Origin of the sequence: Mycobacterium simulans, assembly GCF_900232995.1 — a bacterium.
In the GTDB taxonomy this organism is placed as follows: domain Bacteria; phylum Actinomycetota; class Actinomycetes; order Mycobacteriales; family Mycobacteriaceae; genus Mycobacterium; species Mycobacterium simulans.
Map to the genome: position 1 here is coordinate 3,276,530 of NZ_OCVX01000003.1, position 26,497 is coordinate 3,303,026.

Genomic DNA, 26,497 nt, shown 5'->3' on the forward strand with positions numbered 1-26,497 from the left:
CCTCCGAGTTTTCTGCCTGCCTGGTGGCCCCGGAGATGTGAATAAGAGACGGGCCCCCCCCTGCCCGCCTCCGCCCCCAAAGCCGACGAGCCCGGCGGAGCCCCCGCTGCCGCCGGGGCCGCCCGCGACCTGCAGGTTGATGCCGTTGCCGCCGTTGCCGCCGTTGCCGCCGACGCCGAATAACCCTCCCGGGCCACCGTAGCCGCCAGCACCGCCTCTGCCGGGATGATCGCCGGTGGCAACGGAACTAGCGCCGTTGCCACCGGCGCCACCCAACCCGGACACAAATCCCGATTTCCCGCCAGTGCCGCCGTTCCCGGCCGAGAAGTACCCGCTGCCGCCGTCACCTCCGGCGCCGCCGTTGCCGTTCAGGAACCCGCCGTCGCCGCCATTGCCGCCACGCCCGCCGACTCCTCCGGGTGCGTCGCTGGCTCCGCCGTGACCACCTGCTCCAGCGGAGCCGAGCAGCCCGACACTGCCGCCGTCCCCGCCGGCCCCGCCGGTTGCGCCCGCGGTGCCGAGCCCGCCATTCCCACCGGCTCCGCCGGCACCGATCAGCCCGGCATTGCCGCCGAGTCCGCCCGCTCCGCCCTTAGGAAAGACGTCGTTGCCGGCATTGCCGCCGTTTCCGCCGACACCGCCGGCACCACCATTGCCGAGCCACCAGCCGCCCTGGCCGCCGGCGCCGCCATTGCCGCCGTCCCCTGTGAGACTGTTGCCGCCCCTGCCGCCGGCCCCGCCGTTGCCGAACAGCCCGGCGGCCCCGCCGTTACCGCCGGCCACTCCGGCTTTGGTGCTGTCCCCGCCCCTGCCGCCGTTGCCCCACAGGATGCCGCCGTCTTCGCCGGCTTGCCCGACTCCGCCGAAGGTTCCGCCGTCGGCGCCGTCGCCGATAAACGGCCGGCCCAGCAGCGCTTGTGCCGGCGCATTGATCGCCCCGAGCAGGCTCTGCTGGATGTTGGCCTCCGCGCTGGCATATGCGCCTGCAGTATTGGTGAGGGTCTGCACCATCTGCTCGTGGAATGCCGCCATCTGGGCACTGATGGTCTGGTAGCTCTGGGCATGCGATCCAAAGAGCGCCGCGACGGCCATGGACACCTCATCAGCGGCGGCCGCCTGCAGACCGACGGTCTGGGTCGCGGCGAACGCGTTGGCCTGCGTGATTGCCGACCCGATTCCGGCCAAGTCTGCGGCGCGCGCAAGGATTGCCTCCGGCCCGGCAAATACGTACGACAACTAAGCACCTCCAAAGTTGACGGCTGTCAAACAAATCGTATGGATCATCGGAGGCCGTGTTCGCGTTTCCGACAAACAATTTCCTCGCAGCTGGGCAACATTCAGGGATATGAGCGATTCAGATAAGCGCCCGCTGGTGCTGCCGTTGCTGGTCTGCCTTGGGCTGTTGTTCGGTGGTATTGCCGCCGGCGTCGCACTGGGCGGTGTGATGCCGCTGCCCTATGGGCCGGCGACGGCTGTGCAGGCTTACGTGCGCGCCGAGCCGGTGGCGGTTCAGGTAATCGCCGGCTGCGTGTTCGCCTCATCGGTGCCGCTGGCGATCTACGCGGCGGCCGTCGCCGCCCGGTTGCGGCAGCTCGGTGTGACGCCGACGGCCGCCGCGATTGCGATGGTCGGTGGCACGCTGGCTGCGGGCGCGTTGGGTCTGACCGGGTTGCTGGGGTGGACGTTGTCGCGGCCCGACGTCACTGCGGACGCTGCGCTGGTGCGCGCGATCTACTTTCTGGTGTTTCTGGTCGGTGGCCCGGGACATCTCGTCACCCTTGGCATGTTGATCGCCGGTATCGCGTTGCCGAGCCTGACGCTGGGGCTGCTGTCGAGACCAGCGGCTTGTACCGGGCTGGCGATCGCGGTGCTGGCCGAACTGACGGCGGTCGTGTTGGCCTGGCCGGAACTGGGCGTGATCCTGCCGATCGCCCGGGTGTCGGCGCTGGTCTGGCTGGTAGTGGCCGGCGCGCTATTGCCGCGCGCGCACCTCAATACGGTGTAGGTCGTCGCCGAGTTCGATCTGACCGTTGAACTCGGTGTTGGCCAGCGCCCGCCACTGCTCCTCCTGCCCCGGCACGAGGGCCGGCACGTAGTGCGTCAGGACCAGCGTGGCCACCCCGGCGCGGGCCGCGGTTGCCGCCGCCTCCTGCACCGACGAGTGGTAATCGCAGATGTCCTGGAAGCGCTGTTGTGGGACGTTGGCGATGAGGTCCTTACGGATCACGGTGTGTACCAAGGCATCTGCACCGGCGGCCAGCGCGTCCAGACTGGCGCAGGGCACGGTGTCACCGGCCAGGACCACCGACGCTTTGCTGTCTTGGGGGCCGGATTCGACCCGGAATCCAATCGTCGGCGCGACCGGCCGGTGATCGGTGGGGGCCACCCGGATCGTCACTCCGTCGCGGTCCCACACCGGGCCGTCGGTGTATTCGTGGACCTCGATCGGTGGCGGCGCATTCAGATCGGCGTGATGGGCGATCCGGTAGCCGATGTCGTGGCCGAATGCCTTCAGCGTCGCCTCCACCGTCTGCGCTGTCCCAGGTGGGCCGATCACCTGCAGTGGCGCCGGATCCGGCGCGAAGTTGGTGACCCAACTCGTGATGAGCAGGTCGCCGAGCTCGGCGATGTGGTCGCTGTGCAGGTGGGTGAGCAATAGCGCCGACAATCCTGCCGCGCCCACTCCGACTGCTGCCGCGCGTTGCAACACGCCGCGCCCGCAATCCACGAGGAACACCTGTCCGCCCGCCCGTATCAGCGTCGCCGGCCCCGCCCTGTTGGGGTCGGGGATAGGGCTCCCGGTTCCGAGCAACGTGATCTCGATCATGGTCCTAATCCTTACCGGATTGCGGATTGGCGACGCGTTCGGGTGTTGGCTTTCCCGGCACGCGAACTAGCCGTAGCCTGGTGTGAAGCGGCTCACAACCGACGGGAGGGCTTGATGCGGATCTCGGACGTCTTGCGGCATAAGGGCGCGGCGGTGGTGACGATCAATCCCGACGCGACGGTCCGGGAGCTGCTCGCCGGCCTGGCCGAGCAGAACATCGGCGCCATGGTCGTGGTGGGCGACGAAGGGGTGGTCGGCATCGTGTCGGAACGCGATGTGGTGCGCCAGCTTCATACGCATGGCGCCAGCGTCCTGTCGCGCCCCGTCTCGAAGATCATGACCAGTGCCGTCGCCACATGCACGAAATCCGACACGGTCGACCGAATCAGCGTCCTGATGACGCAGAACCGGGTGCGGCACGTGCCGGTGCTCGACGGCAAGAAGTTGATTGGCATCGTCAGCATCGGCGATGTGGTGAAGACGCGGATGGGTGAACTCGAGGCCGAGCAGCAGCAGCTGCAGTCCTACATCACTCAAGGCTGATTCTTCCCCGCGAGCGTAACCACACTGCGAAATCCGACGCCGAAAATCGCAGTCCGGTTACGCTCGCGGCGCAACGCCAAGCCCTACCGCCACGAGTATTCGGCGCGCAGCCGGGCGGCCACCACTTCGAAGGTCTCGCGATCCAGAATCGCACCCTCGCGGCGGATGCTTTCCTCCGGCACGTCGAGCACGCGGTCCAGTCGCACCCAGCTCTGTTTGCCCTCGTAATCCCAATCGCCAGAACCGATCCCAACCCAGTCTCGGTCATTAGCGTGGTGTTCTCGACTGGACAGAATCAGCCCCAGCAGGACGCTACGGTCCCGACCCACCACTAGGACCGGTCGATCCTTGCCCCGGGTGGGATCGTCTTCGTAGACGACCCACGTCCACACGATCTCCCCGGGATCGGCCCGCCCATCCAGATCCGGGGCATAGACCAGTTTTCGCGCCCGCTGGGCGGTCGGGAAGCTGGTGCTGGTCACTGGGCGACCCGCGGTAATCTCTGCGGGCGGTGACGGGACAGCCGAGACCATGATGTTGGCGGTGACCTTGACGGCTTGCTGGATGGTCCGCAGTGTGTTCTGGGTGTTCTGTATCTGACGGACAAGTTTGGGACCCTCGTTGAACACGAGGTTCTCCGCGAAACGCTGGAACGTCTTCCACTGTGACTTCCTGGCAGACGCCATGTTCGCAGCATAGACGCGATCGGCCCAGCGCGATTGGGTCGCCAGTGCCCGACACCGATACGCTGGACATCCGTAAACGCCCGCTCCAGGAGATTCCCATCAGCAGTTTTGCCGACAAGACCTTCACCCCGCCGGCGCAGATTCGGAACTTCTGCATCATCGCTCACATCGACCACGGCAAGTCGACGCTGGCCGACCGAATGCTGCAGCTGACCGGGGTGGTCGACGAGCGCTCGATGCGGGCTCAGTACCTGGACCGGATGGATATCGAGCGGGAACGCGGCATCACCATCAAGGCCCAGAACGTGCGGCTGCCGTGGCGAGTGGATGACACCGAGTACGTGCTGCACCTGATCGACACACCCGGCCACGTCGACTTCACCTACGAGGTGTCGCGCGCGCTGGAGGCCTGCGAAGGCGCGGTGCTACTCGTCGATGCCGCACAAGGCATCGAGGCGCAGACGCTGGCGAACCTCTACCTGGCGCTGGACCGCGATCTGCACATCATCCCGGTGCTCAACAAGATCGACCTGCCCGCCGCCGACCCGGATCGCTATGCGGGCGAGATCGCCCACATCATCGGCTGTGAGCCCAGTGACGTGCTGCGCGTGTCCGGCAAGACCGGCGAAGGCGTGGCCGACCTGCTCGACCACGTCGTGCATGAAGTTCCGCCCCCGCAAGGCGATGCCGACGCGCCCACCCGGGCCATGATCTTCGACTCCGTCTACGACATCTACCGCGGCGTGGTGACCTACGTGCGCGTGGTCGACGGCAAAATCAGCCCGCGTGAGCGGATCGCGATGATGTCCACCGGCGCCACTCACGAGCTGCTCGAGGTCGGCATCGTCTCGCCCGAGCCGAAGGCTAGCGAGGGTCTGGGCGTCGGTGAGGTGGGCTACCTGATCACCGGCGTCAAGGATGTCCGCCAGTCCAAGGTCGGCGACACCGTGACCACCGCTCGCCGCGGCGCCGCCGAAGCGCTGACCGGCTACCGCGAGCCGAAACCGATGGTCTACTCCGGGCTGTATCCCGTCGACGGCTCGGAGTATCCGAATCTGCGCGACGCCCTGGACAAGCTGCAGCTCAACGACGCCGCACTCACCTACGAGCCGGAAACCTCGGTGGCACTGGGCTTTGGGTTCCGGTGCGGCTTCCTGGGCCTGCTGCACATGGAGATCACCAGGGAGCGCCTGGAACGCGAGTTCGACCTGGACCTGATCTCGACGTCGCCGAACGTCGTATACCGAGTCGTAAAAGAAGACGGCATCGAAATGCAGGTGACCAACCCGTCGGACTGGCCCGAGGGCAAGATCCGCACGGTGTACGAGCCCGTCGTCAAGACGACCATCATCGCGCCCAGTGAGTTCATCGGCACGATCATGGAGCTGTGCCAGTCGCGCCGTGGCGAGTTGGGCGGCATGGACTATCTGTCGCCCGAGCGGGTGGAACTGCGCTACACAATGCCGTTGGGGGAGATCATCTTTGACTTCTTCGACTCGCTGAAATCGCGCACCCGCGGTTACGCGAGCCTGGACTACGAGGAGGCGGGCGAGCAGGAGGCCCAGCTGGTCAAGGTCGACATCTTGCTGCAGGGCGAGGCGGTCGACGCGTTCAGCGCGATTGTCCACAAGGATTCGGCGTTCGCATACGGCAACAAGATGACGACCAAGCTCAAGGAGCTGATTCCGCGCCAGCAGTTCGAAGTGCCGGTGCAGGCCGCCATCGGATCGAAAATCATTGCGCGCGAGAATATCCGGGCGATCCGCAAGGACGTGCTATCGAAGTGCTACGGCGGCGACATCACGCGCAAGCGCAAACTTCTCGAGAAGCAGAAGGAAGGCAAGAAGCGGATGAAGACCATCGGGCGGGTCGAGGTGCCCCAGGAAGCGTTCGTCGCCGCACTGTCCACCGAAGCCGCAGCGGACAAGGGCAAGAAGTAGGGATGGCCCGCAAAACCCGCTGCTATGCCGCGCTGTTGGTGGTCATTCTGGCCACCGGTTGCACCCACGCCATCGCCGGCAACCCGCAACCGGCACCGGGGCTTACGCCGCGTCCGGTCGCCGGGGAAACCATCAAGCAGGCACTCCTCGACGACGCTGCGCTGTCAAAAATTCTCAACCAGCCTTTTAAGGCTGATACTCACCTACCGCCACGATTTGGTGGACCCGAAAAGTTGCAGGTGGGCTTCGGAGTGATATCGCCCGTGGAGTGCGCCGGGGTTTCCACGATGACGGTGCGAAGTGCCTACGCTTCCGCCGACGTGAAGAATGTCGCGCGCGAGTCATGGTGGAACGCAGGGGGTCCCGCGAAGGTAATCAGTGTCGCAGAAGCGGTGGTTGCGCTGCCGACGGCCGTCGACGCCGACGCCCTGTTTGCCAAGTTCTCCGAGCAGTGGGAGGGCTGCAATGGCAAGACCGTGACCATCGAGGGGAGCGGTCTCAATTTCGCTAACCAGGTTACCGACGTTCGGGTGGCCAACTCTGTCCTTGCGTCAACGGTTTTCGTTCAATTGTCCGCCGCGCCAAGCGGAAAGCGGCCGGAAGCACGGGCCATCGGGGTCCGGGTGAATTGCCTTGTTGAGGTTGAGGTCACGTTCTTCAGCACCCAAAGTCCGTCTGATCAAGGATCGGGGGATCCCAACACCAGCGCCATCGATATCGCACACGTCATGATGGACAGGATCAGCGCGCTGAGCTGATGCCAGCGAACCTAGACGGGCGCGTTGGCGGGCTGGAACGTTCCGGAGCCGTCGGCCTCTTCCTCGGCCCGGATCACGTGCACCACCGCGTTGATCAGTGCCAGGTGGGTGAACGCTTGCGGGAAGTTGCCCAGGTGCCGGCCGGTTCGTGGCTCGATCTCCTCGGCGTACAGGTGCAGCGGGCTGGCGAACGACAACAGCCGCTCACACAACCGCTTGGCGCGACCCACCTCGCCGATCTCGACCAACGCTGACACCAGCCAGAACGAGCAGATCGTGAACGTGCCCTCCTCGCCGGACAGCCCGTCGTCGGTCTCTTCGACCCGGTACCGCAGCACCAGGCCTTCCGAGGTGAGCTCCTCGGCGATGGCCAGCACGGTGTTGCGCACCCGTGGGTCATCCGATGGCAGGAACCGAGTCAACACCACCAGCAGCAGCGAGGCGTCCAGCGCATCACTGCCATAGCGCTGGGTGAACACCCCGCGTGAGTCGACCCCGTGCTCCAGGATGTCGGCCTTGATCTCCTCGGCGATGGTCCGCCACTGCTGGGCGTAGCTCTTCTCGCCCTGCCGCTCGGCCAGCTTGGCGCCGCGGTCCAGGGCCACCCAGCACATCACCTTCGACGAGGTGAAATGCTGTGGCTCCCCGCGCACTTCCCAGATTCCCCGGTCGGGTTCACGCCAGTGTTTGATCGCCTCTTCGACCTGTTTCTTGAGCACTGGCCACAGGGTCTCGGGGACCTGCTCGCGGGATTTGGCGTGCAGGTAGAACGAGTCGAGGATCGAACCCCAAATGTCGTGCTGCACCTGGTCGTAGGCGCCGTTGCCGATCCGTACCGGGCGGGCGTGGTCGTAGCCGGACAGGTGGTGCAGTTCGTCTTCGACCAAGCTGCGCTCACCACCTACTCCGTACATCACTTGAAGCGGGTGGCGTTCGTTGTTGTTGGCGCCGGACACGTCGGCGATAAACGCGAAGAAGTCGTCGGCCTCGCGGTCCAACCCCAAGGTGTACAGGCCCCACAGTGCGAACGTGGAGTCACGAATCCAGGCGTAGCGGTAGTCCCAGTTGCGTTCGCCCCGTGGTGTTTCCGGAAGCGAGGTGGTGCTGGCGGCCAGCAGCGCGCCGGTAGGCGAGTATGTCAACCCCTTCAAGGTGAGCGCGCTGCGCTGCAGGTAGGCCCGCCACGGGTGGTCGGGGAAGTTTCCGATATTGATCCACTGGCGCCAACACTCGGTGGTTTGCCACATCTTGTCGGCGGCCTCTTCGTAAGTCTGCGGCGCCGGGTGCTTGGTCCAGCTCAGGGCGACGAACACGTCGTCGCCCTCTTTCATCCGGGTGCGTGCCCGCGCCTCACGGCCCTCCAGTCCGATGTTGAGGTTGGTGGTCAGCCGCAGCGTCGGGTGGTCGTCCGGTTGCTTGCTGGCGCGGGCGATGGCCTCGCCGTACGCGCTGGCCGAGTACTCCCAGGTGGCGCCAAGGCGGTGGTAGTCGAACGCCGGCTCGCAGCTCATCATCAACTCCACGGTGCCGCTGACGCAACGTACGGTGCGCAGCAGGATGTGCTCTGCGTCCCAGTCCATCGGTGTACGACGATGCGTTCGAGATCGCCGCTCGATGTCGTGCCACGGTCCCATTACCAGCGCGTCACGCACGATGAGCCAGCCGGTGGGGGTCTGCCAGGTGGTTTCCATGATCAGGCTGCCGGGAAGGTAGCGGCGAGCCGAGGGCACCGAGACGCCGTAGGGGCCCAGCCGGAAATGGCCGGCGCTGCGGTCCAAGATCGCGCCGAACACACTCGGGGAGTCCGGTCGGGGCACACACAGCCACTCCACCGAACCGGCCGGTGAGATCAGGCACGTCGTCTCCCAATCGGACAGGAACGCGTAATCGGCAATCGGGGGGAACGGATTACGCAGCGGCGAGCTGGATGTGAAGATCGCGGGCCCGTTCAATTCGAGTGACGTCGGGGCAAGGTCTGTTGGCGGGTCTGTTGGCGGGTCTTCTTGGGCGTCCAGGACCATCCCGACATCATCATCTGTCGACCTGCCCGGCGTCCACCTTCTGCTCAGGCGTGGCTCAGCCGCGATGGTGGCGACCCGCTGCGCGCGCTTGCGATCGCCCCTAGCTCGCGCGCCTGCCAAACTTGGGCGCGTGTTCGGGAAGCGGACCGATCGCCACCATGTAGCCGATCACCCGCCGCAACACAACTGACCGGCTCACCAGCCCTATGACGTGACCCGGTTCAGGGTCGGCGCTGGCCACCGCGACCGAGACCACCTTGGTATGGATCATCCGTTGAGCCGCCTGCAGAATCGCCGTCGGTACCCAGCGGCGTGTCTGTACCCGCGCCAGCCGCCGCCTGGAGACATGCCCCGACACCCGACCGAAGCGCAGCGGGCCGGCGAGCAGGCGTGCGGCGGCGACGGCGTCCGCGACTGCAAGGTTGATGCCGACTCCGCCGACCGGCGACATCGCGTGCGCCGCGTCGCCGATGAACAATACCCCGTCGGAGTACCATCGCCGCAGCCGATTAAGTTGCACGTCAAGCAGTTTCACGTCGTCAAACGACTTCAATGTGCCGATACGGTCGGCGATCCAGGTGCCATATTCACCAGCACCCGGTGCAACCCTTCGATGCCCTGCGCCCGCATCTCGGTATCGGTACCTTTCGGGATGATGTAGGCGATCTGGTAGTAGTCCCCGCCGTCGATCATGATGGCCCCGTGTCCGGCATTGAAAATGCCGGCAAGTCCTGTCGGATCGTCGTTTTGGCGAGGGAGCCGGAACCACCACACGTCCATCAGCGCACCGAACGCTCGGGGTTGCAGGCCTAGTGCCGAGCGAACGGTCGATGTGCGGCCGTCACAGGCCACCGTCAGCGTGGCGCGCATCTGTTTGGATTCGCCGGCCTGGTCACGGTAGGTCACCCCGATGATGCGGCCGCGGTCGCGTCCCGCGCCCCGGATCACCCCGGTCACCTCGGTGCTGCGCAGCAGCCGGAAGTTGGGCTCGGCCTCGGCGCCCATCTCTTTGGAGGCCAGCAGTTCCAGGAAATCCCATTGCGGCACCAGGGCGATGGGTTGATGCGCGCCGGGGAGCGACTCAGGTCGAGGTCGACCGGCTGGCCCTGCAGCTGCATCCATATGGTGTCGATCAGCCGACGTGGTACCTGGGCGAACCGCGATCCCAAGCCGAGTTCGTCAAGTAGGCGCAGGGTGCTCGCGTGCACCGTACCCCCCCGGAAGTCACGCAGGAAGTCAGCGTGCTTTTCCATCAGCGTGACGTCAATTCCGCGGCGCGCCAATAGCAGTCCAAGCATCATGCCCGCGGGTCCGCCGCCGACGATGAGACAGCTAGTTTCGCCGCTATCGCCGAGCATTCGCCGATCCTGGCATATTGGTTTGCCGGTGGTGGCCTAATAAGGTGGGCTCGATGAACGGGTTCCTGAATTGGTGGGACAGCGTCGAGCTGTGGCTTTCCGGCCTCCCCTTCGTGCTTCAGACACTGGCGGTGATGCCGGTCGTGCTGGCTTTGGCCTACCTTACGGCGACATTGCTGGACGCCCTGCTCGGACAGGGAATCCAGTTGATGGGCCGCCGCGCCGACCACCCCGACGAAGCGTCCGGGTAATGCGCATGCCTCGCTCGCACGTCACGCTGGTTCTTGTCACTCTCGTGGTGTTGGTGATCGCCACGTGGTTGCTTACCCACTGAGGCCTGCCCGAGATGACGGTTCAGCGAATTCTGTTAAGCTTCGCGCCATGCAGGCAGCATCGGGTGTCTTGGAGCGCAGTGTGTTTGCGCTCGGCTGCCCGAATGTGGCCGCGGTGCTCTGCGCCGTGGCTGACGTGCACTGTTGTCGCTGACTCCCAACCCGTACGCGGTCTGGTGTGGAGTTCGTGAGATTCCCTGAGTTCTGATCAGTCGCCTTCCGTCGTTACGGGACCAAGAACCAAGTCCCGCCCACAAGTCCCGTACTGGAAGGTCGTAAATGTCGCCAAGGTCTCGCGACATATGGAGCGCACGGCGCCTTCGTCACCTTGCCGCACTTGGTGTCGCGTTGGCCGTGAGCGTCGGCGGTGCCGCGGCGTGCCAGGGCGGTCCCAGCGACGTGGTCGGGAGTGGGGGGTCGGGCAATGCGCGCACGAGTATCACACTGGTCGCCTACTCCGCCCCAGAGCCCGGCTGGAGCAACGTGATTCCCGCGTTCAACGCATCCCAGCTTGGCGAAGGTGTGCAGGTAATTACCTCATATGGGGCGTCCGGCGATCAGTCCCGCGGCGTTGCCGAAGGTAAGCCGGCTGATCTGGTGAATTTGTCGGTGGAACCCGACATCACCCGGTTGGTCAAGGCCGGCAAGGTTTCTAAGGATTGGGATACCGACGCCACCAAAGGTATCCCGTTCGGGTCGGTGGTGACGTTTGTGGTGCGTAAGGGTAATCCGAAGCACATCAAAGACTGGGATGACTTGGTGCGGCCCGGCGTGGAGGTCATCACGCCCAGTCCGCTGAGTTCGGGCTCAGCCAAGTGGAACTTGCTCGCCCCGTACGCGGTCAAGAGTGAAGGCGGCCACAACGGCCAAGCGGGAATCGACTTTGTCGACCGGTTGGTGACTGAACACGTCAAAATGCGTCCAGCTTCGGCACGAGAAGCCACCGATGTGTTCGTCCAGGGCAGCGGTGACGTGCTGATCAGCTATGAAAACGAGGCCATCGCCACCGAGCGGGCGGGCAAGGCGGTCGAACACGTCACCCCGCCGCAGACTTTCAAGATCGAAAATCCGCTGGCGGTGGTCAACACCAGCGCTCACCTTGAAACCGCGGTCGCGTTCAAGAACTTCCAGTACACGGCGCAGGCGCAGCGATTGTGGGCGCAGGCGGGTTTCCGTCCGGTCGATCCGGCGGTCGCCGCTGAGTTCAGAGCCCAGTTTCCGGTACCGGTGAAACTGTGGACGATCGCCGACCTCGGTGGCTGGAGCGCCGTAGATCCGCAACTGTTCGATAAGAGCACCGGCAGCATCACCAAGATCTACACGAAGGCCACCGGATGACTGGATCTACTTCGGGCGCAAGCCTTACCCCCGAGGCGATCCGGCCCGAGCTCGACCAGCCTGACGGTGGTGGCCTGTGGCAGCACCTTTCCCGCCGGTCAGAGACCACGTCACTGCGAGTCGGGGTGGCGACGCTGTGGCTTTCGGTGATCGTGCTGCTACCGCTGGCCGCCATCGCTTGGCAGGCCGTCGACGGTGGCTGGCAGGCTTTCCGGCTGGCGGTTACGTCGCGTGCGGCGCTGGATTCGTTGCAGGTGACGCTCACCATTTCCGCCGGAGTCACGGTCATCAACACCGTATTCGGTCTGCTGATCGCCTGGGTACTGGTGCGCGACGACTTCGTCGGCAAACGGCTCGTCGATGCGATCATCGACCTGCCGTTCGCGCTGCCCACGATCGTCGCCAGCCTGGTAATGCTGGCGCTGTATGGGCCGCACAGCCCGGTGGGTGTTCATCTGCAGCACACCGAGTGGGGCGTGGGGGTGGCGCTGGCGTTCGTTACGTTGCCGTTCGTGGTGCGTGCCGTCCAACCGGTGCTGATGGAAATTGATCGCGAGACCGAGGAGGCGGCGGCGTCACTGGGGGCCAACGGCGCGAGGATCTTCACCTCCGTGGTGTTGCCGTCGCTGACGCCGGCGTTGTTGTCCGGCGCAGGACTGGCATTCTCGCGCGCCATCGGTGAATTCGGTTCGGTGGTCTTGATCGGCGGCGCCGTGCCCGGAAAAACCGAGGTTTCCTCACAGTGGATCCGGACTTTGATCGAGAACGACGACCGCACCGGGGCTTCCGCCATATCCATTGTGCTGCTATCGATCTCGTTCGTCGTACTCGTGATTTTGCGAATCGTCGGCGCGCATGCGGCCAAGCGCGAGGAGATGACGCAGTGACATCACCGCCTAGGATTCGCTATGTCCTCCGTTTCGCCGCGCTGACGTATATCGTTGTGCTGCTGGTAATTCCGGTGGCCCTGATCTTATGGCGCACCTTTGCGCCGGGGTTCGGTCAGTTCTACGCGTGGGTCAGCACACCGGCGGCGGTGTCGGCGCTGAACTTGTCGCTGCTGGTGGTGGCCATTGTGGTGCCGCTGAATGTGATCTTCGGTATTCCGACGGCGCTCGTCCTTGCGCGCAACCGATTTCGTGGTAAAGGCGTGTTGCAGGCGGTCATCGATCTGCCGTTTGCGGTATCGCCCGTCATCGTGGGCGTCGCGCTGATCGTGCTGTGGGGATCGGGTGGTGCGTTGGGCTTTGTTGAGAAAGACCTCGGCTTGAAGATCATCTTCGGTCTGCCCGGCATCGTGCTGGCGAGCATCTTCGTCACCCTGCCGTTCGTGGTGCGCGAGGTCGAACCGGTGCTGCACGAGTTGGGAACCGAACAGGAGCAGGCGGCCGCGACGCTGGGTGCCGGCTGGTGGCAGACATTCTGGCGGATCACGCTGCCGTCCATCCGGTGGGGCCTGACCTACGGCATCGTGCTCACGATTGCACGTACCCGCGGCGAATACGGTGCGGTGATCATGGTTTCGTCCAACCTGCCGGGGGAATCTCAGACGCTGACGCTGCTGGTTTCGGACCGCTACAACCGAGGGGCTGAGTACGGCGCCTATGCGCTTTCGACACTGCTGATGGCTGTTGCAGTGGTAGTCCTGATTGTCCAGGTGATTCTGGACGCCCGCCGAGCACGAGCGGCCAACCATGCCTGACAAGGAGACCGTGAAATGAGCGCCGCCGCGACCGACAGTGCGACCACCCAGCGCGAGCACGCGATCGTCGTGCGCGACGCCTATAAGCAATACGGCGATTTCGTCGCCTTGGACCACGTGGATTTCGTCGTTCCCGCCGGTTCGCTGACAGCGTTGCTGGGTCCCAGCGGTTCGGGCAAGTCGACGCTGTTGCGCACCATCGCCGGCCTTGACCAGCCCGATTCGGGAACCGTCACGATCAATGGTCGTGATGTGACAAGGGTTCCGCCCCAGCGCCGCGGCATCGGATTTGTGTTCCAGCACTATGCGGCGTTCAAGCATTTAACTGTCCGTGACAACGTGGCGTTCGGGTTGAAGATCCGCAAGCGTCCCAAGGCCGAGATCAAGGCGAAGGTTGACAACCTACTGGAAGTGGTGGGGCTGAGCGGCTTTCAGAACCGCTATCCCAATCAGCTATCCGGTGGTCAACGTCAGCGGATGGCGTTGGCCCGGGCGCTGGCGGTCGACCCAGAAGTGCTGTTGCTTGACGAGCCGTTTGGCGCGCTGGACGCCAAAGTGCGTGAAGACCTGCGAGCCTGGCTGCGCCGCCTGCATGAAGAGGTACATGTCACAACGGTGTTGGTCACCCACGATCAGGCCGAGGCGCTGGACGTTGCCAATCGAATTGCCGTGCTGAACAAGGGACGTATAGAGCAGGTCGGATCCCCGACCGATGTCTATGACACCCCGGCGAGCGCGTTCGTAATGTCCTTCCTGGGAACGGTATCCACATTGAATGGTGCGCTGGTACGCCCACACGACATTCGGGTAGGTCGTAACCCGGCGATGGCCATCGCCGGTGGCGACGGATCCGCGGAGTCGATCGGTGTCGTGCGCGCGACCGTTGACCGCGTCGTGGTGCTGGGTTTCGAGGTGCGCGTGGAGCTGACCAGCGCGGCCACGGGTAGCCCTTTCACCGCCCAGATCACGCGTGGCGATGCCGAGGCGCTGGCCCTTCGCGAGGGCGACACGGTCTACGTGCGGGCCACCCGGGTACCGCCGATACCCAACGAGGTTGTGCCGGTGCGCGATGGCGGCGCCGACGAGGATGAGAGCACGCTGACCCGGGCCTAAGAGCGCGTTCTGCTGGCCGATCGTCGCTCAGGCCGCTACCCGCTGCGCCGCCGCCTGATCGAAGCGGTCCAGCACCGTCTCGGCCACCAACCGGTGGGCGCCCAGCGGTGCTGCCATCGCGATGCCAGCACCCCGCGCGAAGCGCTGCACCCGATCGGGCACGCGCCCTGGAGCCAGGAACCACGGCGCGATAACCACCCGGCGGGCGCCGCGACGCCGTAACCCTTTGACGGATTCGGCCAATGACGGTTCCGGACGGGTGGCGAACGCCGTCGTCGCGGCCGTCCAGCGTGTTCCCGTCAACAGCCGCGGCGCCACTTCGGCGGTGTGCGCGTTGGCGACGGCGTTCGACGAGCCGATTGCCACCACGAGCACACCGAGGGTGTCGTCAAGCAGGGAAACGCCCAACTCGGTCACCCGCTGCCGCAGCACTGCGACCAGCCGATCGTCCTCGCCGAGCACGTCGGCTTGGCACACCCGATGACTGGCAACACAGCTGGCGATCTGACCGGGGATGTCGACGCGGGCATGGTAGGCGTCGGCCAGCAGCAGGGGAGTGACGACAACCGCGCCAGGGCAGCCGTTGAGCACCTCGACCAGGCCTGGAGAATTGTGCTCGCAGAACGCAACCCGGACATCGACCTCGGGCCGCATGCGCGCAACTCGTCGCGCGACGGCCCGTGCGTTGGCCGCCGACCGGAGATCGGCACTTCCGTGCGCTGTCAGTACGAGTGTCATGAGGCGTGCAATCCGCATTCGGTCTTGGCCAATCCCTGCCAGCGCCCGCTGCGTGGGTCGGCGCCCTCGGCGGGTTTGGCCGTGCATGGGGCGCACCCGATCGACGGATAACCCTCGTAGACAAGCGGATTGACCAGTACGTCGTGCTCGGCGATGTAGTCCTGTATGTCCTGGTCGGTCCAGGCTGCCAGCGGATTGATTTTCACCAGCTTGAACGCCTCGTCGAAACTGATCAGCGGAGCGTTGGCGCGGGTCGGTGCCTCGACCCGGCGTAGCCCGGTCACCCACGCGGAGTAGCCGCGCAGCGCCTTACCCAGCGGGACGACCTTGCGCAGTCGGCAGCATTCGCCGGGATCACGGGCGAACAGGTCCTTGCCCAGCAGTTCGTCCTGCTCGGCGACCGTGTGTTCCGGTGTGATATTGAGAACCCTTATGTCGTAAACGGATTCGACTGCATCCCGGGTGCCAATCGTCTCCACGAAGTGATAGCCGGTGTCGAGGAACATTACCGGGACGCCGGGGCGCACCTTGGCGGCTAGATCCACCAGCACCGCGTCTTGCATGTTGGAGGCCACCACGTAATTGCACGTCGCCCACCCGCGGGGTCCGTTGACTCCGCCGAAAGTTCGCTCGGTCCATTCCAGCAGTTCGGTGGCGTTGGCGCCGTCGAGTTCGGCCGCGCCCCGCGCGGCCAGCTCACGCAACTCGGGTTCGGTCTGCCTGGTCGATTCGCTCATCGCAGGTCGTCCTCCTCGGCCCGAATTGCCCACTGCGCGAAGCGTTCACCGTCGTTGCGGTGTTTGATGAAGTTGCGAGTCACCCGTTCGATGTATTCGCCCAGCTCGTCGCTGGTGACCTTGTGTTGGCGCAGTTTTCGCCCGAATCCGCTATCCAGGCCGAGGCTGCCACCCAGGTGCACCTGGAAGCCCTCTACCGAGCCGCCGTGCCCGTCATCGACCATCTGTCCCTTGAACCCGATGTCGGCGATTTGAATTCGCGCACACGAGTTGGGGCAGCCGTTGATATTGACCGTGATCGGCACGTCAAGCCGAGAGTTGATGTCCTCGAGCCGACGCTCCAACTCGGGCGCCAAAGATTGTGCCCGGACCCGGGTTTCGGCGAACGACAGCTTGCAGAACTCAATACCGCTGCACGCCATCAGATTCCGGCGCCAATGCGATGGACGTGTTTGCAGACCCAGCTTTTCCAGGCCGGCGATCGTCTCGTCGAGCTTGTCGTCGGAAACGTCGAGGATGACCAGCTTCTGGTAGGGGGTGAACCGGATCCGGTCCGAACCGGCCCGCTCGGCCAGCTCTGCCACCGCCGTCAGGACGGTGCCGGACACCCGCCCGGCGATGGGGGAAGCCCCGACGGCGTTGCGCCCGTTCTTGAGCCGCTGTACGCCGACATGGTCGATTGGATGCTTGATCGGCTCGGGCGCCGGACCGTCGATCAGCCGACGTTTGAGGTATTCGGTTTCGAGGACTTCGCGGAACTTGGCTACGCCCCAGTCTTTGAGCAAGAACTTCAACCGTGCCTTGGACCGCAGCCGTCGGTAGCCGTAGTCGCGGAAGATCGAGGTCACCGCCGCCCACACCTCGGGCACCTCATCCAGCGGGACCCAGGCACCGAGGCGCTGGGCCAGCATCGGGTTGGTCGACAGGCCGCCGCCGACCCATAGGTCCAGGCCGGGCCCGTGATCGGGATGGTTGACGCCGATGAACGCGACGTCGTTGATTTCGTGTGCAACGTCTTGCAGACCCGAGATGGCGGTCTTGTACTTGCGCGGCAGGTCGGCGAAGTCGGGCTTGCCAATGTAGCGGCGGACGATCTCCTCGATCGCCCAGGTAGGGTCGAGCACCTCGTCGAGCGACTCACCGGCCAGGGGCGAACCCAGCACCACGCGGGGGCAGTCACCGCATGCCTCGGTGGTCTGTAGCCCCACCTCGTCGAGCCGGCGCCAGATCTCGGGGACGTTCTCCACCTCGATCCAGTGATATTGGAGATTCTCCCGATCGGAGATGTCGGCGGTGTCCCTGGCGAACTCGGTCGAGATCTGGCCGAGCGTGCGCAGCGCCGCTGCCGAGATCGCGCCGCCGTCGCAGCGCACCCGCATCATGAAATATTTGGCCTCGAGCTTGTCGATGTTCTCGTCGCCCGTCCATGAGCCGTCGTAGCCTTGCTCGCGCTGGGTGTAAAGCCCCCACCAGCGGAAGCGGCCGCGCAGATCGCCCTTGTCGATGCTGTCGAAACCGCGCTTGGCGTAGATGTTCTCGATGCGTTCCCGGACGTCGAGCGGGTTGCCGGCCTTCTTCATCTCTTCATTGGCGTTGAGCGGCTCGCGATTGCCCAGCGCCCACTGGCCCTCATTGCGGGGGGCCTTGGCGGGACGTGCCGTGGTCATTCGACGGTTCTCCTTCGCGAACGTCGTCGGCCTTGGACCGCGCAAACACCGATTCTCCGGGCGGCGCAGATCCGGTGGCCAGCTGGAGGTACAGGTGGGCTGGGTCTACGACATCAAGGCAGACAGCTACAGCTGCAGACACGCTTGAGGTCGATATGCCGTCGTGTCACGAGCCCTGGCCGAAGGCCGGGGCGCAGGCTCGGTTTGGCGGCGGTCACGGGCCCATTCTGCCACGGATGGCGACCAACCGCGCGACCAGGCCAAATTTCTTCTCACGATGATTAAAACTAGGGGGCAATCCTGGGTGGTTGGGCAAACAGGACCGGGAATGCCCTGAGAAATTTGGTCCTCGGTCGGTAGCCGCGGGAACTTCGTTGATGGCCAGCGGAGTCGTCGGGCCCCGGTCGGCTCGGACCTTGGGTGGTCACCGACCCGCAAATGGCGCCTAGGTCGAGTGTTCGTAGTGACAACTGTGGCTATAGGTATCTAGAGTGACGTGTGTTTCAAGATCAAGCGATTGTGCTCCACGCCGTCGGGTGATCTGCCGTAATTACAGCGCGATAGGAAGCCCCAGTGAATGACATGATCTCGTCCGGAGAGGGCGCGAGTGCCGCCCGTGGACCCGCCGACGACGGCGATTCAGTAGAAACGCCGCCTGCCCAAAACGGTGAATCGGTGGCTACGGTCACCGACGATGACGGTGCTGGTCGCGCGGCCCGGCTGAAGACCCGCTGGCTGGGCGCAATTGCCGCTGCTGTGGTCTTGGCTGTGGCCGGGTTGGGGTTTGGGGGCTGGGTGCTGTTCCAAGAGCACCAGAGGAACGAGGCCGCCGAGGAGGCGCTTGCCGCCGCGCGCAACTACATCGTCAAACTGACCAACGTTGACTCGGACGCGGTCGACGCAAAGTCCGGCGACATCCTCGACGGCTCGACCGGCGAGTTCAAGGATTCGTATGGCAAATCTCGTCAACAGCTTCGTCAGATGTTGGTTGACAACCAGGTTCACACGCGCGGCTCTATCGTCGAGGCCGCGGTGAAGTCGGCTACGCCCAACAAGGTTGTGGTCCTGATGTTCGTCGACGAATCGATAAGTAATCGCAATAGCCCGCGATCTCAGATCGACCACAGTCGCATCAAGTTGACGATGGTGAAGCGGGACGGTCGTTGGGTGGCAAGGAAGGTACAGCTGGTATGAAGTTGGAGCTCAGGGCGAGGCAATCCAGCGGTGGCACGCGTAGCGGCGTGCACTGGTTGCTCGCGGTGACCGCCATCGCGGGTGCCGTCCCGGTCTTGTCAGTCGCCGTATCAACTGGCAGCTCACACGCGGACAGCGTCAATTGGCAAGCCATCGCGCAATGTGAATCCGGCGGCAATTGGGCGGCTAATACGGGCAATGGCCTCTACGGTGGTCTGCAGATCAGCGAGCCGACGTGGCAGGGCAACGGCGGAGCCGGATTGCCGTCGACCACTAACTCTGACGGGCAAATCGAAGTCGCAGACCGGATCATGGCCACTCAAGGGCCGGGCGCGTGGCCGAGGTGCAGCGCTTGTAGTCGTGGTGAAGCCCCCGCGGGCTCCCTGACCCACATCCTGACGGCCCTGATGGCGTCAAGCGGGGGTTGTATGGGGAACAACGACGACTGAGCTGGCGCAATTCGAGGCGGCCTAACAGGCCGGGCCGCCATCCTGTAGGCCCGGTCGCCATGCGACGATTTGGCATGGCCCTTCGCGAGGCACCGGTTGACCTACCCGGCGTGCGGCCGGGTCCGGGACAGCCCGTCGGGTTGTACGTGCATGTGCCGTTCTGCGTAACTCGTTGCGGGTATTGCGATTTCAACACCTACACCCCAGCCGAGCTGGGCGGTGTCAACCCGGACGCCTGGTTACAGGCATTACGGACGGAGCTGGAGCTGGCCGCTGCGCGGCTGGACGCACCGACGGTCGACACCGTGTTCGTCGGCGGGGGGACGCCATCGCAGCTCGGGGGTGAGCGCCTGGCCGCGCTGCTGGCTATGGTGCGGGATCATTTCGTGCTGGCACCTGATGCCGAAGTCACCACCGAGGCCAATCCCGAGTCGACCTGGCCGGAGTTCTTCGCGGCCATCCGCGAAGCCGGGTATACCCGGGTGTCGCTGGGCATGCAGTCGGTGGCACCGCGGGTGCTGGCGACGCTCGATCGGGTGCACTCGCCGGGGCGGGCGGCGGCCGCGGCCCGCGAGGCGATGTCAGCGGGCTTCGAGCATGTCAACCTGGACCTGATCTATGGGACCCCGGGGGAGTCCGATGACGACTTGGTGCGTTCCGTGGACGCTGCGCTGCAGGCCGGTGTCGATCATGTGTCCGCGTATGCCTTGGTCGTCGAGAAGGGCACCGCGATGGCCCGGCGGGTCCGGAGCGGCGAGCTGGCCGCGCCCGACGACGACGTGCTGGCACATCGTTACGAGCTGGTCGACGCGCGGCTCGCGGCGGCGGGGTTGAACTGGTACGAGGTGTCCAACTGGTGCCGGCCGGGCGGCGAGTGCCGGCACAACCTTGGCTACTGGGATGGTGGCCAGTGGTGGGGCGCAGGGCCGGGGGCACACGGTTACGTCGGCGCGACCCGCTGGTGGAATGTCAAGCATCCCAACACCTATGCGCAGCTGCTGAACGATGCGACGCTGCCGGTGGCGGGCTTTGAGCAGCTTGGCGCCGACGCGCTGCACACCGAAGATGTGTTGCTGAAAATCCGGCTGCGCCAAGGGTTGCCGCTGGATCGGCTAACTGCCGCCGAACGCGAGCGCGCCGACGGTGCGGTGGCGGACGGTTTGCTGGTATCCGAGGGGGACAGGCTCGTCCTGACCGGCCGCGGCCGGTTGTTGGCCGACGCGGTGGTGCGAACGCTGCTGGGGTGATCAGCGCTCGGAGGGGGTCTCACCCGATCTCAAATGGTGGGGAACCAGTCTCCGACGATGCGGACGATCTCAATGTAGAGCGGGATCCCGATCGTGACGTTGTAGGAGAATGTCAAACCCAGTGATGCCGCCAGCGGCAAGGTCGGGCTGGCCTCGGGGATCGCAAGTCGCTGCACGGCCGGGACGGCGATGTAGGACGCCGCGCCACACAGCACCGCGAACAGCACGTAGGTGCCTGGCTTGAACTCGGTATTTGTGAGGTAGGCGTAACTGTGGGCGACGAAGATCCCGAGCGTGGCAAAGAGATTCGGTGCCAACAGACCGAAGAAGATGAAACCGGCGCCCGCGGACCGCAGATCCCGCAACTTTCGGGAGGCCGTCATTCCCATCTCGAGCAGGAACAGCGCGAGCACACCCTGGAAGGCCGTGACGAAAAAAGTGTCGTCGTCGTGGACGACCTTCTCGCCCTGCAGTCCACTGATGAGGCCGATGATGATGCCGCCCAGTAGGAGGCACAAACCCGGGTTGAGGAAAACTTCCTGAAACAGCTCTCGGGAGAACAGCGACGTCGTCTTCCCGCTCTTTTTTGCTTGGTCCCGGTCCTCGTCCGGATGTTCGCACTTTTCCAGCGAGAGCTCCAACTCCTGCTCGATCTCACGCTCGTGCTCGGTCTGCAGGCTCCGGCCTTGGGCGGGTCGAGCGGCCGTGCCTGGCCCGATCTTTGCCGGTGCGGTGTAGCCAGGCTCATCGGGCATAAAGCCCGCCTGGTCCATCCCACGGTGGCGCAGCCGCGCCACCAGCAACAGGACCACCAGACAGCCGGGAATCTCCATGACGGCGAGCATGACCGGCATGTAGGCGTTGAAAGCGATTCCGACGCTGGTCAGAAATGCCACGCAGGTGGCAAAGGTCCCTGCCGAATCCGACCCGTAGTAGCCGGCGACCGTGGCCTTGTCCACTCGCCGCATGGCACTCATGCGGCTCAGCAGGACGTAGGCCAGACCTCCGATCAAGAAATTCAGCACGAAGCCCAAGACCATGAATCCGACGATGAGGCCGATGCTGGACGGTTTTATTCTGGCGAGCTCTTCGCCCCCGTGCCAGCCGATTGCCAGCAGCAGGTACATGGTCAGGCCCTGATAGATCACATACGGGAACTCGAACCGCACCTTAAGGATCGGGATGAGGAAACCGAAGTAGAAGAAAAGCAGCAGTGGCTTGAACAGATTGTGGGTGAAGTTCACCCAGAACTCATGCAGCATTGGCCCCTCCCGAGCGTCATGCGGCAATAAGGAAGCACCGACCGTCAGTGGGGCGACCGCGAACATCCAAAGACGACCTTGAGAATTTAACGGGGCTGATGCCAAACCGCCACTCGAGATGCGTGCGGAAATATCGGGACTTATTCGAATTTCCCGATGCGAAAGTGGTTGGTACGTGCGGCAATCACCGCTGCGCTGGTCAATGTGCGGTCAATGTGCGACCGGTATGGGGTTTCTGTGAATGTGCTGCCAGTTTGGGCGCGCCGCGTCAGCGCGCGGAGGAAACTAGCGACGGCCGGACAGCGATATCACGCTTGCGGTGCGTCACTGACCGCCACGCAGCAGGCGAGTAGTGCGTGGTGATCTCCTCGAAACCGTCGATCCGGCAAACGGTAAGTACGCCGGTTTCCTGGTTGATCGTGAGTTCGTCGCATTCGCCTTTGATTTCTTCGCCGTCAAGGAGTCGGATGACGAACATGTGATGACCTTCCCTGTGATTGGCCCCTAATGGCGCCGGTGCGATCGCGTTGTCTGAACGAAATTTCAACAACTTGTTGCACAAATCGCTCAACCGGCCGGTCCGCGCGGTTAGGTAGTGATGCTAGGAGAATTCCTAAGATGGCAACAGGCCGCGGCACTACCGGACGGTAAACGGTTGGGAAACGTTTGGTGTCTCACGTGTGCGGCGGGTTCGGTTCTGAACGTCCGTGAAACTGCGTGTTGCCCCTTGCTGCCTGCGGAAACTGCGGGCAAAAGAGGGCTGGGTGTCCGCCAGCCGACGTGCGTGGGATGTGCCTCGGACGAGCACCAGCTATTTATTCCACGTGAGAATTACCTGAACCTCGATGCTACGACGCCAGCAGATCCGGGAGGGGCCGCGCACATCTACGTAGGTTAGGCTACATTTACTAGCTGTGACCGAGGCCAGCGTCCAGGCGAGTTCTGTCAGCACTGCGTCAGTGTCCATCCCCATGCCTGCGCACATTGACCCCGCTGATCTGGCTGCCGAGCTGGCCGCGGTAGTGATGGAGCCGGCGGGCGAGGAATACCTGCTCTACGAATACGACGGTCAATGGGTCCTCGCCGCGGGCGTGCAGGCGATGGTGGAGCTGGATAGCGACGAACTGCGCGTAATTCGCGATGGTGTGACGCGGCGGCAGCAGTGGTCGGGACGGCCGGGACACGTTCTAGGTGAAACCGTCGACCGGCTGTTATTGGAGACCGATCAAGCCTTTGGGTGGCTCGCCTTCGAATTCGGCGTCTACCGTTATGGGCTGCAGCAGCGGCTGGCGCCGCATACGCCGCTTGCCCGGGTCTTTTGGCCCCGTACCCGCATTGTGGTGACCCAGGAGCAGATTCACCTTTCCGGCGCGGAGGTTCGCCATCGCGAGGCGGTGGAACGGTTAGTTCACGATGGGGTGCGCGAGGTTCCGAGGTCCCGCGCGATCGACCTGTCTGCCGACCCGTCGGGCTACCGCGATCGGGTGGCCGTCGCTGTCCGGGAGATCGATGCGGGCAGTTACCACAAGGTAATCCTGTCTCGTTGTGTCGAAGTGCCTTTCGAGCTCGACTTCCCATCGACATATCGGTTCGGGCGCCGCCACAACACCCCGGTGAGGTCGTTTATGTTGCGGCTCGGTGGAATTCGCGCTCTGGGATACAGCCCGGAACTTGTCGCGGCGGTCCACCCCGACGGTTCGGTGGTCACTGAGCCGCTAGCCGGCACGCGCGCGCTGGGCCGCGGTCCCGCGCATGACCGACGGGCTCGCGACGATCTGGAATCGAATTCGAAAGAAATTGTTGAGCACGCTATTTCGGTTCGAACGTCACTTCAGGAGATCGCCGAGGTCGCCGAACAGGGAACTGCGGCCGTCATCGATTTCATGGCGGTGCGTGAGCGTGGGAGCGTGCAACACCTCGGCTCAACGATCAGCGCGCGGCTGGACCCGTCGAGTGACCGGATGGACGCCCTAGAGGCGCTTTTTCCTGCGGTCACCGCGTCGGGAATCCCGAAAGCGAGTGGAGTCGAAGCCATCTTGCGTCTCGACGCGAGCCCGCGCGGTCTGTATTCCGGTGCGGTGGTGATGTTTTCGGCAGACGGTGGCCTCGACGCGGCGCTGACTCTGCGGGCGGCCTACGCGCGCGACGGGCGGACCTGGCTTCGGGCGGGCGCGGGGATTATCGAGGCATCGGAGCCCGATCGCGAATTCGAGGAGACCTGCGAGAAGCTGTCCACGCTCGCGCCGTACCTGGTTGAGCGGCAATAGCGTTCAGCCATCACCGGTCAGCCCGCCCGGTCCGTGACCGTGCTCGGAACCGACAGCGAGTTCGCGATGAATCGGGCAACGTACGCCAGAGCTTTGGGCGCCTCCGGCGACAACCGCGGCAGCGCCTGGAATACGTGAACCTGGTCGGGCCACACTTGCAGTTCGCAACTGCCGCCGGCGGCACGGATGTCGGCGGCGAGTTGACGCGCATCGGCCTCCAGCATTTCGGCACCGCCGGCCTGGATCAGCGTAGGAGGAAGTTGTGGCCCGCGGGCGACGTCGAGCTTCAGGCGATGGTGGTCGGGATCGACTCCGGCGTAGTACAACGCGACCACTCGAGCCGCCACCGCAGCCCGGACGGCGGGATCGGGGCGTTGCACCTCACGAGCGGCGCAGAGCCCGAACGTGAGGTCGATCAGCGGTGAGAACAGGACCAGCGCTGCCGGCGGGTTCGCGGCGACGTCGGGTTGCAGCAGCATGTCCACCGTCAGATGCCCGCCGGCCGAATCGCCGGCTATCACAATGGCTTCGGGGGGCACACCGCACGCTTGCGGCAACCACTCCCAGCCCGCGCGCACATCGTCGGCCGCGGTCGGAAAGCGGTACCGCGGCGCGAGCCGGTAATCGATACTGAACACCGGCAGTCCGGTCAGCGACGACAGCCATGAGGTCAACCGCCGGTGGGTGCGGGGCGAACACATCGTAAAGCCGCTGCCGTGCACGTAATAGATCGCTCCGCTATTGCGACTGGCCCCGGTCGGCATGTGCGGCCCGTAGACCCATTCACCGATGACCCGGCGTCCGTCGGGTAGGACCGAGTTGACCGCTTCGACGCGCGTGCCCGCCAGCGACCGTCCAAATGTGCCCATGAGCCTGGCGATGAGCTGGCGGGACGCCCAGATGCCCCACGCGCGGTCCGGCGGAATCGCCGCGGTGATCGGCCGCAGCATCAGTGAACTCACCGCTACTGCGCCACGGGATCGCAGGGACCCACGCACCGGAACGCCGTTGTCCATGGCAACGCAGTTCATATCAAAAGTTGACATTGGTCAATGGCAGTCAACCGACGACTTGACCGGGTGCGCCGTCGATTCCATCGATGCCGTCGGTACCCGGGTCGCCGTTATTCATCCCGTGGTTGCCGGGCCCTCCGTCAATGCCTTGCCCGCCGCCCGTGCCCAAGCCCTTGCCGCCCTGGCCACCGTCGCCATAGGCGCCGCCGGCACCGCCGGTCCCGCCGCCGGCGCCGGCTCCGCCGCTTCCTGGGGTGCCGGCGTGGCCGAACAGGCCGCCAGCGCCGGCGTTGCCGCCGCGACCGCCATCGCCGCCGCGACCACCGTCGCCGCCGTCGCCGCCATCACCACCGATGCCGCCCTTGCCGCCGACGCCGGTCCCCGAGCCTTGATCCTTGGAGTTGGAGCCGAAGCCTGGGCCGCCCTCGCCGCCTTGACCGCCGCGACCGCCCACGTCACCGTGACCGCCGAGTCCGCCAGCGCCGCCGACCCCACCATCACCGCCAACCCCAACGAGTAACCCGCCGCGACCGCCGGCTCCGCCGGTGCCGCCGTGTCCGCCGGATTGACCTGCCGCGCCGACGCCACCGGTACCACCGGCACCACCGTTGCCTCCGATGCCGCCAAAGGTGTTGGCCAGGCTGTTGCCGCCGTAGCCGCTGCCGCCGAGACCGCCCTGGCCGCCGGTGCCGCCACCCACTCCGCCGGTGCCTCCGGTGCCGCCGTCGCCGCCCTGGCCGATGCCGCCGCCGTTGCCGGGCCCGACGGTGCCACTGCCGCCAACACCGTCTCCGCCGCTACCGCCCGCACCACCCGTCGCGCCGAGGCCGCCGGTTCCGCCGGTGCCGCCCTTGCCGCCGGTGCCGGTGGCGCCGACGCCGTTGCCGGTGCTATCGCCGCCCACGCCAAGACCGCCGGCGCCGCCGGTGCCGCCGATGGTGCCGGCGACAGCACTTGTGCCGCCGTTGCCGCCGTTGCCGCCGTCACCGCCGGTACCTGGAGTGGGCGCGGCGACGCCGCTGCCGTTGCCGCCATTGCCTCCCGTACCGCCGGCCTGCGTGTCACTCGTGCCGTCGGCGCCCGTCGTGCCATTGCCACCGGTCGGCGACCCACGGCCTCCGTCTGTGCCGTCCGCGGCGCGGCCAGTCGGGGCGAGAGGTGTGGGATTGACGCCGTCGGCGCCGTTGGCGCCGGTGCCGCCCGCCCCGCCGGCGCCGCCATTGCCGTACAGCCATCCTGCGGCCCCGCCGTTGCCGCCATTCCCGCCGTTGCCACCGGCGACGGTGGCGGCGCCCCCAGATCCGC

24 protein-coding genes and 2 pseudogenes are annotated in these 26,497 nt (G+C 65.2%); 13 read left to right on the forward strand and 13 right to left on the reverse strand.

The genetic code is table 11. The annotated features are described in order from the left end of the window. The coding region (locus MSIMFI_RS15565; protein WP_224770200.1) for a PE family protein at nt 1-1,236 on the reverse strand (1,236 nt) is incomplete at its 3' end. A gap of 109 nt (nt 1,237-1,345) precedes the next feature. Between MSIMFI_RS15565 and MSIMFI_RS15570 the strand changes: the two genes are divergently transcribed. Then, nucleotides 1,346-2,005: a hypothetical protein gene (locus tag MSIMFI_RS15570; RefSeq protein ID WP_224770201.1), complete on the forward strand. Its 660-nt coding sequence runs from the start codon at nt 1,346-1,348 to the stop codon at nt 2,003-2,005. On the opposite strand, the gene MSIMFI_RS15575 is transcribed toward MSIMFI_RS15570, so the two are convergent. Then, nucleotides 1,973-2,827, reverse strand: a complete 855-nt coding sequence (locus MSIMFI_RS15575) for a ribonuclease Z (protein ID WP_191497872.1) — start codon at nt 2,825-2,827, stop codon at nt 1,973-1,975. The genes MSIMFI_RS15570 and MSIMFI_RS15575 overlap by 33 nt on opposite strands. A 114-nt stretch (nt 2,828-2,941) precedes the next feature. On the opposite strand from MSIMFI_RS15575, the gene MSIMFI_RS15580 reads away from it, so the two are divergent. Then, a complete protein-coding gene (locus MSIMFI_RS15580) occupies nt 2,942-3,370 on the forward strand; it encodes a CBS domain-containing protein (RefSeq protein ID WP_191497873.1) in 429 nt (142 codons plus the stop codon). Nucleotides 3,371-3,453: 83 nt separating this feature from the next. Here MSIMFI_RS15580 and MSIMFI_RS15585 read toward each other — a convergent pair whose 3' ends face one another. Next, a complete protein-coding gene (locus MSIMFI_RS15585) occupies nt 3,454-4,056 on the reverse strand; it encodes a type II toxin-antitoxin system PemK/MazF family toxin (RefSeq protein WP_186243854.1) in 603 nt (200 codons plus the stop codon). Here MSIMFI_RS15585 and lepA point away from each other — a divergent pair. Continuing rightward, nucleotides 4,035-5,996, forward strand: a complete 1,962-nt coding sequence (gene lepA, locus MSIMFI_RS15590) for a translation elongation factor 4 (RefSeq protein WP_191497874.1) — start codon at nt 4,035-4,037, stop codon at nt 5,994-5,996. The two genes, MSIMFI_RS15585 and lepA, sit on opposite strands and share 22 nt — an antisense overlap. 2 nt (nt 5,997-5,998) lie before the next feature. Then, the gene (locus MSIMFI_RS15595; protein WP_191497875.1) at nt 5,999-6,754 is read left to right on the forward strand and encodes a sensor domain-containing protein; all 756 of its coding nucleotides are present in this window, start codon (nt 5,999-6,001) and stop codon (nt 6,752-6,754) included. Nucleotides 6,755-6,765: 11 nt separating this feature from the next. On the opposite strand, the gene MSIMFI_RS15600 is transcribed toward MSIMFI_RS15595, so the two are convergent. Together MSIMFI_RS15600 and MSIMFI_RS15605 are read right to left on the reverse strand one after the other, a co-directional pair. Then, nucleotides 6,766-8,775 (reverse strand): glycoside hydrolase family 15 protein, encoded by a 2,010-nt coding sequence (locus tag MSIMFI_RS15600; protein WP_224770202.1) that lies wholly within the window; start codon nt 8,773-8,775, stop codon nt 6,766-6,768. Nucleotides 8,776-8,875: 100 nt separating this feature from the next. After that, a pseudogene (locus MSIMFI_RS15605) lies at nt 8,876-10,133 on the reverse strand (FAD-dependent oxidoreductase). A gap of 44 nt (nt 10,134-10,177) precedes the next feature. On the opposite strand from MSIMFI_RS15605, the gene MSIMFI_RS15610 reads away from it, so the two are divergent. From MSIMFI_RS15610 to MSIMFI_RS15630, 5 genes are all read left to right on the forward strand, one after another. Beyond that, nucleotides 10,178-10,384: a hypothetical protein gene (locus tag MSIMFI_RS15610; RefSeq protein WP_186243850.1), complete on the forward strand. Its 207-nt coding sequence runs from the start codon at nt 10,178-10,180 to the stop codon at nt 10,382-10,384. A gap of 360 nt (nt 10,385-10,744) precedes the next feature. Then, the gene (locus MSIMFI_RS15615; RefSeq protein WP_186243849.1) at nt 10,745-11,803 is read left to right on the forward strand and encodes a sulfate ABC transporter substrate-binding protein; all 1,059 of its coding nucleotides are present in this window, start codon (nt 10,745-10,747) and stop codon (nt 11,801-11,803) included. Next, nucleotides 11,800-12,690: a sulfate ABC transporter permease subunit CysT gene (cysT, locus tag MSIMFI_RS15620; protein WP_191497876.1), complete on the forward strand. Its 891-nt coding sequence runs from the start codon at nt 11,800-11,802 to the stop codon at nt 12,688-12,690. Before MSIMFI_RS15615 ends, cysT begins: the two co-directional genes overlap by 4 nt. Further along, nucleotides 12,687-13,505, forward strand: a complete 819-nt coding sequence (cysW, locus tag MSIMFI_RS15625) for a sulfate ABC transporter permease subunit CysW (protein WP_191497877.1) — start codon at nt 12,687-12,689, stop codon at nt 13,503-13,505. The genes cysT and cysW overlap by 4 nt, the downstream gene beginning before the upstream one ends. Before the next feature lie 15 nt (nt 13,506-13,520). Next, complete coding sequence (locus MSIMFI_RS15630) at nt 13,521-14,618, forward strand: sulfate/molybdate ABC transporter ATP-binding protein (RefSeq protein WP_191497878.1); 1,098 nt, start codon at nt 13,521-13,523, stop codon at nt 14,616-14,618. A gap of 27 nt (nt 14,619-14,645) precedes the next feature. Here the strand turns inward: MSIMFI_RS15630 and MSIMFI_RS15635 are convergent, their stop codons facing one another. From MSIMFI_RS15635 to MSIMFI_RS29690, 4 genes are all read right to left on the reverse strand, one after another. Next, a complete protein-coding gene (locus tag MSIMFI_RS15635) occupies nt 14,646-15,356 on the reverse strand; it encodes a sirohydrochlorin chelatase (protein WP_224770203.1) in 711 nt (236 codons plus the stop codon). Then, on the reverse strand, nt 15,353-16,093 hold the full coding sequence (locus MSIMFI_RS15640; protein ID WP_191497880.1) for a phosphoadenylyl-sulfate reductase: 741 nt from the start codon (nt 16,091-16,093) through the stop codon (nt 15,353-15,355). The genes MSIMFI_RS15635 and MSIMFI_RS15640 overlap by 4 nt, the downstream gene beginning before the upstream one ends. Beyond that, on the reverse strand, nt 16,090-17,760 hold the full coding sequence (locus tag MSIMFI_RS15645) for a nitrite/sulfite reductase (protein ID WP_186243843.1): 1,671 nt from the start codon (nt 17,758-17,760) through the stop codon (nt 16,090-16,092). The genes MSIMFI_RS15640 and MSIMFI_RS15645 overlap by 4 nt, the downstream gene beginning before the upstream one ends. A 113-nt stretch (nt 17,761-17,873) precedes the next feature. Continuing rightward, on the reverse strand, nt 17,874-17,978 hold the full coding sequence (locus tag MSIMFI_RS29690) for an Ms4527A family Cys-rich leader peptide (RefSeq protein ID WP_396820065.1): 105 nt from the start codon (nt 17,976-17,978) through the stop codon (nt 17,874-17,876). Nucleotides 17,979-18,342: 364 nt separating this feature from the next. On the opposite strand from MSIMFI_RS29690, the gene MSIMFI_RS15650 reads away from it, so the two are divergent. The 3 genes from MSIMFI_RS15650 to hemW all read left to right on the forward strand — a co-directional run bounded on the left by MSIMFI_RS15650 (nt 18,343) and on the right by hemW (nt 20,650). Then, entirely contained in the window at nt 18,343-18,954 is a 612-nt protein-coding gene (locus MSIMFI_RS15650; RefSeq protein ID WP_224770272.1) for a hypothetical protein, read from the forward strand. Then, on the forward strand, nt 18,951-19,403 hold the full coding sequence (locus tag MSIMFI_RS15655) for a transglycosylase family protein (protein ID WP_191497881.1): 453 nt from the start codon (nt 18,951-18,953) through the stop codon (nt 19,401-19,403). Before MSIMFI_RS15650 ends, MSIMFI_RS15655 begins: the two co-directional genes overlap by 4 nt. 74 nt (nt 19,404-19,477) lie before the next feature. Continuing rightward, on the forward strand, nt 19,478-20,650 hold the full coding sequence (gene hemW / locus MSIMFI_RS15660) for a radical SAM family heme chaperone HemW (RefSeq protein ID WP_191497882.1): 1,173 nt from the start codon (nt 19,478-19,480) through the stop codon (nt 20,648-20,650). Between the two features lie 29 nt (nt 20,651-20,679). Here the strand turns inward: hemW and MSIMFI_RS15665 are convergent, their stop codons facing one another. Next, nucleotides 20,680-21,912, reverse strand: coding sequence for a sodium-dependent bicarbonate transport family permease (locus MSIMFI_RS15665; protein WP_191497883.1), 1,233 nt, complete (start codon nt 21,910-21,912; stop codon nt 20,680-20,682). A 268-nt stretch (nt 21,913-22,180) separates the two neighbouring features. After that, nucleotides 22,181-22,390, reverse strand: coding sequence for a hypothetical protein (locus MSIMFI_RS15670; protein ID WP_186243839.1), 210 nt, complete (start codon nt 22,388-22,390; stop codon nt 22,181-22,183). Nucleotides 22,391-22,883: 493 nt separating this feature from the next. Here MSIMFI_RS15670 and MSIMFI_RS15675 point away from each other — a divergent pair, with 493 nt between their 5' ends. Then, entirely contained in the window at nt 22,884-24,179 is a 1,296-nt protein-coding gene (locus MSIMFI_RS15675) for a salicylate synthase (RefSeq protein ID WP_396820068.1), read from the forward strand. 17 nt (nt 24,180-24,196) lie between these two features. Here the strand turns inward: MSIMFI_RS15675 and MSIMFI_RS15680 are convergent, their stop codons facing one another. Both MSIMFI_RS15680 and MSIMFI_RS28975 read right to left on the reverse strand, forming a co-directional pair. After that, nucleotides 24,197-25,195, reverse strand: coding sequence for an alpha/beta hydrolase (locus tag MSIMFI_RS15680; RefSeq protein ID WP_191498216.1), 999 nt, complete (start codon nt 25,193-25,195; stop codon nt 24,197-24,199). 43 nt (nt 25,196-25,238) lie between these two features. Beyond that, a pseudogene (locus MSIMFI_RS28975) lies at nt 25,239-26,497 on the reverse strand (hypothetical protein); the annotation flags it as partial.

Coding starts and splice junctions, on each gene's coding strand:
- MSIMFI_RS15570 (WP_224770201.1), top strand. CDS start 1,346: ATGAGCGATTCAGATAAGCGCCCGCTGGTGCTGCCGTTGCTGGTCTGC.
- MSIMFI_RS15575 (WP_191497872.1), bottom strand. CDS start 2,827: ATGATCGAGATCACGTTGCTCGGAACCGGGAGCCCTATCCCCGACCCC.
- MSIMFI_RS15580 (WP_191497873.1), top strand. CDS start 2,942: ATGCGGATCTCGGACGTCTTGCGGCATAAGGGCGCGGCGGTGGTGACG.
- MSIMFI_RS15585 (WP_186243854.1), bottom strand. CDS start 4,056: ATGGCGTCTGCCAGGAAGTCACAGTGGAAGACGTTCCAGCGTTTCGCG.
- MSIMFI_RS15595 (WP_191497875.1), top strand. CDS start 5,999: ATGGCCCGCAAAACCCGCTGCTATGCCGCGCTGTTGGTGGTCATTCTG.
- MSIMFI_RS15600 (WP_224770202.1), bottom strand. CDS start 8,775: ATGGTCCTGGACGCCCAAGAAGACCCGCCAACAGACCCGCCAACAGAC.
- MSIMFI_RS15615 (WP_186243849.1), top strand. CDS start 10,745: ATGTCGCCAAGGTCTCGCGACATATGGAGCGCACGGCGCCTTCGTCAC.
- cysT (WP_191497876.1), top strand. CDS start 11,800: ATGACTGGATCTACTTCGGGCGCAAGCCTTACCCCCGAGGCGATCCGG.
- MSIMFI_RS15630 (WP_191497878.1), top strand. CDS start 13,521: ATGAGCGCCGCCGCGACCGACAGTGCGACCACCCAGCGCGAGCACGCG.
- MSIMFI_RS15635 (WP_224770203.1), bottom strand. CDS start 15,356: ATGACACTCGTACTGACAGCGCACGGAAGTGCCGATCTCCGGTCGGCG.
- MSIMFI_RS15640 (WP_191497880.1), bottom strand. CDS start 16,093: ATGAGCGAATCGACCAGGCAGACCGAACCCGAGTTGCGTGAGCTGGCC.
- MSIMFI_RS15645 (WP_186243843.1), bottom strand. CDS start 17,760: ATGACCACGGCACGTCCCGCCAAGGCCCCCCGCAATGAGGGCCAGTGG.
- MSIMFI_RS15650 (WP_224770272.1), top strand. CDS start 18,343: ATGATCTCGTCCGGAGAGGGCGCGAGTGCCGCCCGTGGACCCGCCGAC.
- MSIMFI_RS15655 (WP_191497881.1), top strand. CDS start 18,951: ATGAAGTTGGAGCTCAGGGCGAGGCAATCCAGCGGTGGCACGCGTAGC.
- hemW (WP_191497882.1), top strand. CDS start 19,478: ATGGCCCTTCGCGAGGCACCGGTTGACCTACCCGGCGTGCGGCCGGGT.
- MSIMFI_RS15665 (WP_191497883.1), bottom strand. CDS start 21,912: ATGCTGCATGAGTTCTGGGTGAACTTCACCCACAATCTGTTCAAGCCA.
- MSIMFI_RS15670 (WP_186243839.1), bottom strand. CDS start 22,390: ATGTTCGTCATCCGACTCCTTGACGGCGAAGAAATCAAAGGCGAATGC.
- MSIMFI_RS15675 (WP_396820068.1), top strand. CDS start 22,884: ATGCCTGCGCACATTGACCCCGCTGATCTGGCTGCCGAGCTGGCCGCG.
- MSIMFI_RS15680 (WP_191498216.1), bottom strand. CDS start 25,195: ATGGACAACGGCGTTCCGGTGCGTGGGTCCCTGCGATCCCGTGGCGCA.